Here is a 12,709-nt window from a genome sequence, read left to right as displayed (position 1 = left end):
ATGGATTCATTTGAATAGGAGTGATTGGATGGAAGTGCAAACAGAAACATACCGCGCAGCTATGAATGGAACATTAGAACGTCATTTTTCAGATATGATTGCTGTTATACCAACTAGAATTACAATTGAGCAGTTAAAACAACGGCTAGAAAATATCGCTACTAAAGTTGATGAGTTAAAAATTGTTTATAGTGATGAGACAAGCCTTATTGTTGAGTTACATATGGATGAAACAATCATACCGTATGAACTGCATATTGATGAGGCGAATGACCCAGATGAATATAAAATGTACAATAGACAAGATTCTACAATTGTAGATCGTAATTTTGAAGATGCGGCTTTCGGTACTGAAATTTTCACTCGTACTCTATTTGTAGGCGATGTACTCGACTGCTTTTTCCAGCAAATACAATTTTTATGGAACCTCGCCCCAGATTTGTTATTTGTAATCGATTCAAGTGCAGCAATGAAAGTGATATCTAGAAACTATATTGAATATCACGTTGAAAATGAATTATTACCTGACATTCCTGACTTATACGTTATTCATTCCGTTTATGAAGACGATAAAGAAGGCGAGCCTACGCAATATTGGTTTCATACACACGGCCTTTTAAGAGCGGGCGTAACTGAAATAGAGTTAATTATTCCAAATCGCATTTCTTCCTACTACGGCATTGGCGATCTCTTTCAAACATTTGCTAATAATGCCGTTGAGAATGGACAAGTCCCTATGAATGAGCCTATCGTTATCGCGCATAGTCAGCAAGGTTCTATACATACAGTCGCTGTTCCGTGGGAGAAAGGATTATCTTATATAGGGCATAAAACGAGTATGGACCAATTATCTTCAATCGAGGATGAAGAAGTGAAATTACAGCCAATAGATGCACAAAATACATTCTTAGGCGGAATGGATGCCCGAGATGAATACCATCAATCTCCATCCGTTCTCTTATTCAAATTTAATACTTCAGAAGAATATATTGAAAGTTTTTTCAAAGAACACGAGGAAGCTACAGGGCTCATGTTCTATAAAACAAATAGTGAAACCGATCGTATGGCTTATAATGCGAAAAATACTTTCGGGTATTTCAGCAACATTTTTCAAATTGAAAAATCCAATGAAGAGTTTCGTTTTCTCGCTAAGTTTGGTGTTTCCTATGAAGAGGGTAAAAGCGAACATATGTGGTTTGAAATGCAACATATTACAGAAGACCTGATTCAAGGAATACTCATCAATGAACCATATTTTATAGAAGATATGAGTGAAGGAAATAGTTATCATTTAGATTTTGATAACTTAACAGATTGGGTTATTTATGCAGGAGATGCTGTTATAAAGCCAAATAACTTATATATGTTTATTGGCGAATAAGTATTTTATATAATAAACGAAACGCCTTCAATATGATTGAAGGCGTTTCTTATAATTTATTGTGCGATTAATTCAGCATCTATTACTTTCTCCAAATGAGATAATACACGCTTTGCAGCTTCCTCACCTTGATTCATACAGTCTGGAAGTCCAGCACCAGCATAGGAGCTACCTGCCAAGTATATACCTGGCAACTCTTTCTCCATAAATGTTGTGAGCTTTTTCATTCGCTCGTTATGGCCCACTGTATATTGAGGCATCGCTTCTTTCCAGCGACTTACGATTGTAAACTCTGGATCCTCTGTAATATCCATCGTCTTCCTTAAATCTTCTAGTACGAGCTGAACGAGTTCTTCTTCAGTTTGTTCTACAACCGCTTCATCACCAGCACGTCCAACGTAACAGCGAAGGAGTGTTTTTCCTTCTGGCGTTGTATGTGGCCATTTTTTATGCGTCCACGTACATGCTGTAATGGTGTAATCGCTATTTCGTGATACGACAAATCCTGTACCATTAATATCGCGCTGGATTGCAGACTTTTGGAAAGCAAGTGCCACATTCGCAACGGATGTGGATGGAATATTACGGAAGAAACGAAACTGCTTGTACTGAGCAAACATGGACGGCAATACTTTATGCGAAGTTGCCACTACGATGGCGTCCGCTTCTATTTCTTTTCCGTTACTAAGAGTAATCGTATAACCATCACCCTGTTTCGCAACTTTTTCAATGCGAGTTCCCTTTATTATCGTACCTTCATGCATCTTTGCTTCGAGAGATTTTACGATAGATTCTAAACCTGTTTTCACTGTTTGGAACATTCCCTTTTTCGGTTCAGCTTTCTCTTCTTTCGGAGCGAGCGTACGCATACCGAGTGAAATACTGCGATGTTTCTGCTCAATTTGATACATTTGCGGGAATGTTGACATTAAGCTCATTTCATCAATATCCCCTGCATAAATACCCGATAGTAACGGCTCTATTAAGTTTTCAACCACTTCGTTTCCAAGACGATGTCTGAAAAATTGTCCGAGTGATTGGTCAGATACTGGCTTTGACCTCGGCATTAATAGATCAAAGCCAGCTCTTAGTTTACCAATTGGGGAGAACAGCCCGGAAAATAGAAACGGCGTAATTTGCGTTGGAATTCCCATCATTGATCCATTCGGCATTTTATGTAACCGATTGTTTACAAGGATAAATGATTGACCGGCTTGATTATTTACAAGTTCATCGCCAAGACCTAATTCTTTCACTAATCTAGCTGCACTTTCTTTTCGTGCTAAGAAAGAATCTGGTCCGCGCTCAATTGTAAATCCATCTTTTCGAACGGTTTGAATTTTTCCGCCAAGTTTACCCGATGCTTCTATAAGTAATGTATCAATCGGCAAGTTTTTTTCATGAATATTTTTTTGTAAGTTATACATTGCTGTTAATCCAGTGATGCCTCCGCCGACGATCACAACTTTTTTCCTCAAGCAGGCTCCTCCTTTCTTCTTACAGTACAGATTCTTTTTTCTTTAATACAACATCTGTTAAACAATCAATAAATGCCTCCGATGCATTTGGCATTTCTGGACGATAATATTTTGCACCAATTTCATCCGTTACAACTTTACACTCAAAGTCGTTGTCATATAAAACTTCTAAATGTTCCGCAACAAATCCAACTGGTGCATATACGAATGAAGTATAACCGTGCTTTTCATTTAGTTCTCTCGTTAAATCTTGTACATCTGGACCAATCCAAGGATCTGGTGTGTTTCCTGCACTTTGCCAGCCTACTGCATAGTTTGCTACTTCAGCTCCGCGCGCGATATAGTCCGCTGTTTCATTTAATTGATCTGGATATGGATCGCCCATTGCAATAATTTTCTCTGGTAAGCTATGTGCAGATACGATTAATACTGCTTTTTCACGCTCTGCATCTGACATACCGTTATATATACCTTTCACTGCATCAACCCAGTACTGGATGAATTTCGGCTCTTTATACCAGCTATCAATGCCGTGAATTGTTAAGTTTCCAAGTTTCTCAGCTTCTTCTTGTGCTCGTCCAACGTACGATTTCACGCTAAACGTAGAATAGTGAGGTGCAAGAACAAGTGCGATTGCATCTTGTATTCCGTCGTTATGCATATCTTTCACCGCATCTTCAATAAACGGTTCAATATGTTTTAAGCCAAGATACATATGGTACTCTACTTCATCTTGTACTTCATTTAAACGCTTCTCTAACTTCTTAGCTTGCTCTAATGTAATAGTAGCTAAAGGAGAAATACCACCAATTGCACGGTAACGCTCTGTTAAATCTTCCAGCATTTCAGGACTTGGCTTTCTTCCTCTGCGAATATGTGTATAGTAACGTTCAATATCTTCTTCTTTATATGGCGTTCCGTATGCCATTACAAGCAAACCAATTTTCTTTTTCATACAGCAATGCTCCTTTACTTCGCTAACTGCCCTTTAGAGTATTCATGAATAAATGTAGTTAAACGTTTTAATGTATCTGGATTTACTTCTGGGAATACACCGTGACCTAGGTTAAAGATATAACCCGGCTGTTTCATCCCTTGATCTAAAATACCTTTTACATGTTCTTCAATAACAGACCATGGTGCAAGTAAGAATGAAGGGTCCATATTACCTTGTACCGCCTTATGAACGCCCCGTGCACGTGCTTCTTCAATCGGTAAGCGCCAATCTAAGCCGACTACATCAAGCGGTAAGTCGTGCCACTCATTCACTAAGTGTGCAGCTCCTACGCCGTGCATAATCATTGGAACACCCATCTTACGAACTTCTGCAAAAATACGCTCCATTGCTGGTTTAATAAATACGCGATAATCCGCTACATTTACTGTTCCAACCCAAGAATCGAAAATTTGAACTGCTTTTGCTCCTGCGTTAATTTGCGCTTTTAAATATGTAATAACCATATCTGCTAGTTTATCCATTAAAGCGAACCAAGCTTTCGGCTCTGCATACATGAACGCTTTCGTATTATGGTAGTTACGAGATGGACCGCCTTCAATCATATAGCTCGCTAATGTAAATGGAGCTCCTGAAAAACCGATTAACGGTACGTCTAACATTTCTGTCGTTAATAAACGAATTGTATCTAGTATGTACGGTACGTCATCTTCTGGATTGATTTCCCCTAGTTTTTCTACGTCTTGTAAAGAACGGATTGGATTATCAATAACTGGGCCAATACCTGATTTAATTTCTACGTCCACACCAATTGCAGGTAGTGGTGACATAATATCTTTATAAAGAATTGCTGCGTCTACGTTATACTGATCAACCGGCAATTTTGTAACGTAAGCACATAACTCCGGATTGTGTGTAATTTCAAATAAAGAATACTTTTCTTTAATCTTTCTATATTCCGGCTGTGAACGACCTGCTTGACGCATATACCATGCTGGTACATAATCGGTACGTTCCCCCCTACATGCTTTTAAAAATGTCTCATTTATAGTTCTTACCAAGACCCTTGCTCCCTTCCTTACCAATGCTTCGAATACGTTCGATATTTATCTTTTTTTACTATACAGCTTGTAAAAACAAAATGCATAATATTATGTACGTTGTTCATTAAATTGACACAAACACTCTTAAAAACGCTTACTATTTTCACAACATTCTTATTATAACACAGAGAAAAACTATGGTTTAGCTACTTTCGACTTTTCTCCTTCACGATTCGTTTGTGTATTATATGGTACAACGTAAAAGCTCGGTTTTGAAAATATGTTAACGAATTTTTCCTCATATTCCCCAGCACCATTTACAGTGCTAACATGCGTATGAATTCCGTTCTCCACTCTATAGATTCGGTACATAATTCTGTTATCTGGAAGTGGCGTCCAGCTTAATTTTGCTTTAAATAAACCGAAAGGGCTAAATGATAGTTTCATTTTTACATCTTCAATTTTGCGCAGCCGAATCGGAGCGCCGATTGTTTCCACACCTTCAGGCTTCATAAACTTCTCTTTATGTTCTACATTAGCCTTCGTTAAAATTTTCTTAAACAATTTTGTCGCAGATGCACTTTCTCCTTGCAACTGATGCTCCTTATCCGTACGGTCATAACCAATCCAAACAGCGCCTACTAAGTTCGGTGTATAACCAACGAACCACATATCTCTTGCTCCCTTATCGTCATTTGGCAATGAAGTTGTACCCGTTTTTCCAGCTAACGCACCGTTATATACACCAACTCTTGCTGTTCCTTCCTTCACAACTCCTTCTAACATTTTCGTCATATACCATGCTGTCTGCTTCGAGAAGATTTTTGTCTCTACTTTTGGAGATTCCCCAATGACTGCACCGTGTCTATTTAATACTTTATCAATAACGTGCGGCTCGATAATATTTCCATTTGCTAAAAATGAACGATACATTTTTACAAGATCAAATGTTGAAACGCCATTTTTCAATCCGCCAAGCGCTGTACTTAAACCAGCATCTGCAATATGAACATTCCCTTTTTCTAAATATTGCTTTCCTTCTTCTACCCCTAACTCATTTAATAAAGAAACTGCCGGTACGTTTGCCGACTCTAAAATCGCATCATACATCGTCATTTCTTTTGAATACTCATGATTATAATTTCGAGGTTCATACCCTTCAAAAGAATTTCTTTCATTCGTTAATAAAGAATACGGATTATACTTTTTCGTTTCTAGTGCTGGTGCATAAACGATAAGTGGTTTTAAAACAGATCCAGGCTGCCTTTTGGCAAAAACACGATTAAATCCTCTCGGGACGTACTTTCTTCCCCCAATCGCCGCTTTAATCCCTCCCGTACGATTATCCATTAATAAGAAAGCACCTTGCGCCCCCTCTTCTTTCCCAGGGAAATTCCTTGCATCTTGAAACTGGTTATATGCTACCTTTTGAATCTTTTCATCCATAGGTACGACAAACGTATATCCTCCGCGAAGTACTTCTTGATGAGACAATCCGTATAAAAGAGCGGCTTCATCTATGACCATATCAATATACGGCATATATGCAAGCTCATTCTCATCTAAATTTTTATATAGAGCAATTGTCTTCCCTTGATAACGAACGCTTTCTTCTGCAGTCAAATAGCCTTGTTTATGCATAAGTGACAACACTAGATCACGGCGTTCCTTACTCTTCTCTGCAGAATAGTACGGTGAATATCCGTTTGGTGACTTCGGAAGGCCTGCAAGCATTGCCCCTTCCTCTACTGTTAAATCCTCAACATTTTTATTAAAATACAACTTTGCTGCCGCTTGAATGCCGTAAGCCCCATGACCAAAATAAATATGATTCATATACATTTCAAGAATTTGTTGCTTCGTATATTTTTGCTCTAATTGAAGAGAAATTGCGACTTCCTTCAATTTGCGCGTAAATGTTTTTTCACGAGTTAAAAAGACGTTTTTAGCGAGTTGCTGCGTAATGGTACTACCGCCCTCTATCTTTTCTCCAGCTAACGTATCTTTATAAAGAGCACGGAATATAGACGGATAATCAATCCCTTGATGCTCATAAAAACGAGAATCTTCCACCGCAACAAACGCCTGCTGCACATACTTCGGAATTTGCTCGATCGGTACGAGCTCTCTATTTTCTACGTATAATTTCGTAATTTCTTTCCCTTTCTGGTCAACGATACGTGATGAAGAGTGGAAAACGAGCTGCTTTTCATCCATCATATAGCCACCAGCTAACACGATAAGTTTATAGATTACAATCGCTACTACGAACGTTGCGACGCCGCCTAATAAAGTCCACTTTACTTTCTTCATACATCGTCCTTCTTTCCAAATGATGGTACATTTATTATTTGAAAAAGAAGTATCTTTATGTATATAATCTTCGAAGTTTTTTAAGAGAGTTGATATAATAGAAACAAACTATTAAGGGGGCATTAAAATGAAGGCTATTATTTCATACGAAACACCTCTAGAACAAGCACATTTCACTGCAAAAAATGATGAAAAAAATATGTTTTATAAAGAAAATACAGAAGAATCTGTAGAAGGTTCACTTCAGTATGACGTACTAGATGCTGTCGGTGAATTTAAAGGACAACCTGGCTATATCGTTTGTAACAACATTTCTGTCACAGACGAAGGTCGCCCTGTATTTGAAAACCGTTTTAAAAACCGCGCAGGCCTTATTGAAAACGAACCAGGATTCCAAGCGATCCGTGTTCTACGCCCATTAAGTAACGATACATACGTCATCTTAACGATGTGGGAAACAGAGCAAAACTTTAAAGACTGGACAGAATCACGTTCATTCGAAAACGCTCATAAAAAACGTCCCACGCAAGCAGAAGAACAAGCTCCAGCGCATCCACATGCGGAACAGCAAAAGAGTATTTTCTCTCGTCCATCTTTTGTGACTACTTTTGATGTGTTAGTTTAATTAAAACATAATACAACACTAACAGTACGTGAAATTATATTAACGATTTTCCGAATATATCTATCATATCTTGAAATATATCAACGATTCGACTAAAGATATCAATTTAATGACAAAAAGGAAACACCATTACACACCGGTGTTTCCTTTTTCTTTGTACCAATTATATATACGAAGTGAATCTTTTTTTCTCATATGCTTTACTTCATAACCGCGCCCAGCTACCGCTACAAGAGTTGTACATAATTCATCTTTTCTTTGAAAATACGATTGATTATAACCTACTGCTTGAACATGTCTTCTTCGCATTATTCCTGTATATTTCGAAAAATTACGATATACAACCGTTAGTTGATTTTCTCTTAATTCATAACCGCCACTTTTATATCTAGCATACGCAAGTAACGAAAACACGATAAATAACGGTAAAATAACAAACAACGCAATATATTGTTTAAAATATATACTCACGCTGGCAATTAGAACTGTGAGTATGATACTTATTAACCAGCCCATAATGAAATAACGACGCAACGCTGTTTTTGGTAAGTGAACGATCTCCGCTTCGATTTCATATGGTAACTCTAAATATGTGATCAGGTGCTGTACATCTTTTTTCTTCATAAATGGATGCAACATTACTTCGTTACTTGCTGCTCCAATACTTTGAATTGCTTCCACTTCAACAGCACAATAGCCAAACGGCTGGCGAAGCATACCTTCTTTTACAGTAATCGCTTGAATGCGGTGCAATTTTAAGACAAACTCTTTCTTTTCAAATAATCCTTGAACGATACGAATCTCTTCCCCTTTTCGCTCAATTTTAAAGTTTGCATATTTCAACACATATCCAGCCGTGGAAATAATCCACGAAATTGCCATTAAAATTAATGCAATTACAATTAGTTTATAAACACCGTTTCCCATCACATACGCTTCTACTTTACTTGTGAATCCTTCAGGAAGAACAAAATCAAACTTTGTGTAAAGAAGTACTAGCCCAGAGAACACTAGTCCGAACCGACCAGATGTAATCGCTGCGGCTAAAACCTCTTTCGCTGTTAACTGATAAAGCGTCTTGCTTTCTTCCTCTTCTATTTCTTCTTTTACAGTAGTTTCTTTCTTATGTAATAAAGAAATTAAATGTTTTGCCTCGTCTTCTTTAATACCAGCCAACATCACTTCTGGTTCATTACCACCACCGGCTACTTCTATATTTAACTTCATAAGTCCGAGCATTTGATAAATGATGTTAGAAGACGTACTAATATTTTGTACACGCTCTTTATTTAAATAGCTTTCCTTCTTTACAAAAACACCGTGCTTTATATGTAAAATATTATTCTCAATCCAGTACACTTTAAAATACCATTTAATTGCTGAAAAAATAGCCATGATGAATAAAACAACCAGAAGAAAAAGATAAAATAAATACCAAGGTTCCACTTGTTCATCAGGTTTAAATAAAACAAGAATAATAAGTGGCAACAAACTCGCAATCCTAATACCTAACAATATCGTAATCGGATGTTGCCTCTTATACATCCTTATCACTCACTTTCGCAAGTTCTCCAATTTGTCTTTTCAGCTGTTCTGCTTCTTCTTTCGTTAAACCTGGAATACTATGAGAAGTTGCGGCTGTTGAAATATGTAATTCTGCTAAATTATACTTTCTCATGATCGGCCCTTGCTCAATCGTTACGTGCTGCACACGGATCATCGGAATAAGTACGCGTTTTACAACAAACATTCCCTTTTGAATCTCAATCTCTTCTTCATTTAATCTGTAACTATAATAGCGTTGACGTAAATTTGGAAACACAAAATAATCAAGGGGAATAAATGTAATAGCTCCTGTTACTAATAGTCCGAACAACCAGCCCCACCAGTTAAAGTTAATCATAAAAAAGAAATACGCAATTACGACTGTTAGTATAACTACCGCCCCAATTAAAGCGTGCATCCTCCACACTTTCAGCATATTAGAATGAATCTCCCTTTCTAACGGCTGCATCTCATCACTCCAATTCTATGAATTTATTACTTATATATTATCAAAAAATAAGGTTTTATATACATTTTTGTAAATTTATAGTCAAATAAAAATAGTTGAATCAAAAGCATATTAAAGAAACACATACCTCAGTTTTGAAAATTATGTATTATAAATATGAATTATATTGAACTAAAATAAACCTTACATGATTCATGCAAGGTTTATCGTTTTATACACAATATATTTCATTATTGTTGAGATATACTAGCATCGCTTTCAATTCGCTTTTCTTTTTGGCTTAGTTTTTTATCTTTAGATTTTTTTAATGTTAAAGTCATGCCAATAAAAATAAAAAGAATTCCTGTTATTTGCATTAAAGTTGGACGGAATCCAGTAAGTACAGTATCTAATAATATTGCCACTGCCGGATCTAAAAAAACTAATATTGAGATGGTTTTTGTAGATAAATAGCGTAAACTATCAAAAAACAGATAATATACTATCCCTGTGTGAATAAAACCAGTAGCTATAATATATGTCCAATTACTTTGAGTGAGGCCACTAAAAGCATCTAAATCTATAAATGGTATTAAAAGAAATATCCCCAAGAATGTTTGTAAAAATGTCATTGCATACGCACTCATTTTGTTAATCCCTTTACCAAATAAAGTTGTAAATGCATAAAAGAGAGCCGCAAGAAATCCCCATATCATACCTGAAGACATTAATGAGCCGACAGAGAAGCTTCCATCAATACCAGCAATTAATAAAGCTCCTGCAAAACACACAATTATTGAAATGATAGATATGAATGTTAATTTTTCTTTAAAGACGATACTTCCAATTAACAGTACAATTACTGGTGCAAGATGATAAACTGAGATAGCAATGGTAACTGACATATTTTCAAAGGCTTTAAATAAGAAAACCCAATTAAATACTAAGAAAAAACCACATATTAAAACTTGAATAACTTCTTTTCGTTCCCATTTATCTTGTTTATATTGCCCTGTAAGCAACCAGCATACACTTAAAAATATTGTCGCAAAAATACACCTTACAAACACTAATTCAAACGAAGGTAAGTTTGTTTGAACCGAAAAAAATCCAACTGATCCAAAGATAACCATTGATGCTATCATCTTTAAGGCCGGTACCGTTTTCTCTTGCTTAAAACTCTTTTGAAGCAAATTAATCCCCCTCCAATAAAAACTCGGTTTATAGTGAGAAAAACACCAGCCTAAAAAAAGGACAGGTGCTTTTCCTCAAAAACACTCAATTATAAATTTTTCCCAGCAGTCCAACCACCATCAATTACAAAATTAGAACCAGTAATAAAGCGGGCCTGATCAGAAATCAAGTACTCAATACATGAAACAATATCCTGCGGCAACCCCCAAGTATCTAAAGATTGATTACTTTTTATCATAGACATCAAGGCTTTATTACTAAAGTATTCTTCTGTAAGTTCAGTTCTAATAACACCGGGAGAAATACTATTTACCCTTATATTTTGCTTCCCAAATTCCATAGCCATCTGTTTAGTCAATCCGATTAAAGCATGCTTTGATGCAACATAAGCAGCTCGCTCTGGTTCAGCCATTAATCCAGAAACCGATGCTATATTCACAATACAACCTTTTATTTTCGATTCACACCATCGCTTAGCTACTTCCCTAGAAAGGATAAATGGGGCTACTAAATTTACATCAATTACTTTTTTAAACATATCATCGGATAAATGTAAAACAGGTGTTATCTCTCGAATACCAGCTGCATTTATTAATATATCAGGAGAAAGCTTTTCTAAATCTAATTGAGTAAAAAGATTATGAATCGCTTCGCTATTACTTAAATCAATTTGCACTACTTTCAAAGGCATATCTGTTTTCATATAATCTATTAAATTATTATTATTAATATCAAGCGCTATTACATAAAATGATTTTTCTAAAAAGTATTTTATACAAGCATGACCTATACCGCTATTGGCTCCAGAAATCATAATTATTTTATTCTCTCTCATTTTGTCTCCTTATAAGAAAATGTTACTAATAAAATATCACGAAAAGCCTCCGTACTACATTCTGTTCCAAGTGGCGTTACGGCATGGAAGACCTTTTGTCCAAATACTAAAGTTTCTAAAGGCTCCTTCAAACTTATAAACTGATTAATTTCCCGAGGAGAATTAGCTATTAAATTATCTCCACCAATAGCTGTATTACTTAAATTCATAAGGTGTAAAAATACTACTGGTTCATCATCTTTATGTAACCAAATAGGTGAACTAAAAGATGGTCTTTCTTTAGTAGCTTTATATCTTACTTGATGTAAACCTATAATTAAGTCTTTACTTGTATCTATTATATTTGTTTTAAATGCAAATTCAGTATCGAAACGCACGATATTTTGAATTAAAGGATTGCATAAAAAGCTATCATTTATACTATTGAACTGTCTAACTTTCCCGCCATCGTCATAGTTATATTCTTTAGATTGGAAGTAATCATTACTATTATCTAAAATATAATCTGGTGAATCAACATACTTTATATACCTTGAATAAGATCTAGCACGGCATTCACCGTACGCATCATCTTCCAAATTATAATAATCTAACTGTGCTTGTGTTAATAAACGATGATTCTCTTCCTCTTGTAAAAAGATTTCATTTGAGATTTCAAGGAATCCTTTAGATTCAAATTCATGTACCTTTTCTTCTATGCTAAACCCATTCATTTTACTAAGAACAAACGTCATTATAAAAACCTCCACACTATTGTATTTTTCTATCTCACCCTATGTTAGAAATGCAATAAGTAACCGAGATTCTTGCTTAATAAAATTTAAAATTATGATATTCAATTAATACACCAAATGAAATATATGTAATTCATTAAAATTATTTATTAAGCAAT

The 12,709-nt window shown here is 35.8% G+C and carries 11 protein-coding genes; 2 read left to right on the top strand and 9 right to left on the bottom strand.

What is annotated here, in order from left to right; translation table 11 throughout:
- Positions 1 to 28 precede the first annotated feature (28 nt).
- Positions 29 to 1,381, top strand: a complete 1,353-nt coding sequence (locus tag ACTFRM_RS01910; RefSeq protein WP_000453700.1) for a DUF4026 domain-containing protein — start codon at positions 29 to 31, stop codon at positions 1,379 to 1,381.
- 56 nt (positions 1,382 to 1,437) lie between these two features.
- Here ACTFRM_RS01910 and hemY read toward each other — a convergent pair whose 3' ends face one another.
- From hemY to ACTFRM_RS01890, 4 genes are all read right to left on the bottom strand, one after another.
- The gene (gene hemY, locus ACTFRM_RS01905) at positions 1,438 to 2,859 is read right to left on the bottom strand and encodes a protoporphyrinogen oxidase (protein WP_001228101.1); all 1,422 of its coding nucleotides are present in this window, start codon (positions 2,857 to 2,859) and stop codon (positions 1,438 to 1,440) included.
- Positions 2,860 to 2,878: 19 nt separating this feature from the next.
- Positions 2,879 to 3,814, bottom strand: a complete 936-nt coding sequence (gene hemH, locus ACTFRM_RS01900; protein WP_000726779.1) for a ferrochelatase — start codon at positions 3,812 to 3,814, stop codon at positions 2,879 to 2,881.
- A 14-nt stretch (positions 3,815 to 3,828) separates the two neighbouring features.
- Positions 3,829 to 4,875 (bottom strand): uroporphyrinogen decarboxylase, encoded by a 1,047-nt coding sequence (hemE, locus tag ACTFRM_RS01895; RefSeq protein WP_000252605.1) that lies wholly within the window; start codon positions 4,873 to 4,875, stop codon positions 3,829 to 3,831.
- 177 nt (positions 4,876 to 5,052) lie between these two features.
- The gene (locus tag ACTFRM_RS01890) at positions 5,053 to 7,170 is read right to left on the bottom strand and encodes a transglycosylase domain-containing protein (protein ID WP_000756283.1); all 2,118 of its coding nucleotides are present in this window, start codon (positions 7,168 to 7,170) and stop codon (positions 5,053 to 5,055) included.
- Positions 7,171 to 7,297: 127 nt separating this feature from the next.
- Between ACTFRM_RS01890 and hmoB the strand changes: the two genes are divergently transcribed.
- Complete coding sequence (gene hmoB / locus ACTFRM_RS01885) at positions 7,298 to 7,795, top strand: heme-degrading monooxygenase HmoB (RefSeq protein ID WP_000644061.1); 498 nt, start codon at positions 7,298 to 7,300, stop codon at positions 7,793 to 7,795.
- Positions 7,796 to 7,924: 129 nt separating this feature from the next.
- Here the strand turns inward: hmoB and ACTFRM_RS01880 are convergent, their stop codons facing one another.
- The 5 genes from ACTFRM_RS01880 to ACTFRM_RS01860 form a co-directional block, all read right to left on the bottom strand.
- Positions 7,925 to 9,340, bottom strand: a complete 1,416-nt coding sequence (locus ACTFRM_RS01880; RefSeq protein ID WP_000278127.1) for a PH domain-containing protein — start codon at positions 9,338 to 9,340, stop codon at positions 7,925 to 7,927.
- A complete protein-coding gene (locus tag ACTFRM_RS01875; RefSeq protein WP_001182728.1) occupies positions 9,333 to 9,809 on the bottom strand; it encodes a PH domain-containing protein in 477 nt (158 codons plus the stop codon). Before ACTFRM_RS01875 ends, ACTFRM_RS01880 begins: the two co-directional genes overlap by 8 nt.
- Before the next feature lie 230 nt (positions 9,810 to 10,039).
- On the bottom strand, positions 10,040 to 10,981 hold the full coding sequence (locus tag ACTFRM_RS01870; protein WP_000939625.1) for a DMT family transporter: 942 nt from the start codon (positions 10,979 to 10,981) through the stop codon (positions 10,040 to 10,042).
- Positions 10,982 to 11,070: 89 nt separating this feature from the next.
- Positions 11,071 to 11,817 carry an SDR family NAD(P)-dependent oxidoreductase gene (locus ACTFRM_RS01865; protein WP_001208949.1) on the bottom strand — a complete coding sequence of 249 codons (747 nt, stop codon included), beginning with the start codon at positions 11,815 to 11,817 and terminating at the stop codon, positions 11,071 to 11,073.
- Positions 11,814 to 12,551 carry a 2OG-Fe dioxygenase family protein gene (locus ACTFRM_RS01860; RefSeq protein WP_000144813.1) on the bottom strand — a complete coding sequence of 246 codons (738 nt, stop codon included), beginning with the start codon at positions 12,549 to 12,551 and terminating at the stop codon, positions 11,814 to 11,816. The genes ACTFRM_RS01865 and ACTFRM_RS01860 overlap by 4 nt, the downstream gene beginning before the upstream one ends.
- Positions 12,552 to 12,709 lie beyond the last annotated feature (158 nt).

Source organism: Bacillus cereus group sp. MYBK227-1 (assembly GCF_051916325.1).
Taxonomy (GTDB): Bacteria; Bacillota; Bacilli; order Bacillales; family Bacillaceae_G; genus Bacillus_A; species Bacillus_A cereus.
This window is presented reverse-complemented; position numbering and strand designations above follow the sequence as displayed.

Coding starts and splice junctions, on each gene's coding strand:
- ACTFRM_RS01910 (WP_000453700.1), top strand. CDS start 29: ATGGAAGTGCAAACAGAAACATACCGCGCAGCTATGAATGGAACATTA.
- hemH (WP_000726779.1), bottom strand. CDS start 3,814: ATGAAAAAGAAAATTGGTTTGCTTGTAATGGCATACGGAACGCCATAT.
- ACTFRM_RS01890 (WP_000756283.1), bottom strand. CDS start 7,170: ATGAAGAAAGTAAAGTGGACTTTATTAGGCGGCGTCGCAACGTTCGTA.
- hmoB (WP_000644061.1), top strand. CDS start 7,298: ATGAAGGCTATTATTTCATACGAAACACCTCTAGAACAAGCACATTTC.
- ACTFRM_RS01880 (WP_000278127.1), bottom strand. CDS start 9,340: ATGTATAAGAGGCAACATCCGATTACGATATTGTTAGGTATTAGGATT.
- ACTFRM_RS01875 (WP_001182728.1), bottom strand. CDS start 9,809: ATGCAGCCGTTAGAAAGGGAGATTCATTCTAATATGCTGAAAGTGTGG.
- ACTFRM_RS01865 (WP_001208949.1), bottom strand. CDS start 11,817: ATGAGAGAGAATAAAATAATTATGATTTCTGGAGCCAATAGCGGTATA.
- ACTFRM_RS01860 (WP_000144813.1), bottom strand. CDS start 12,551: ATGACGTTTGTTCTTAGTAAAATGAATGGGTTTAGCATAGAAGAAAAG.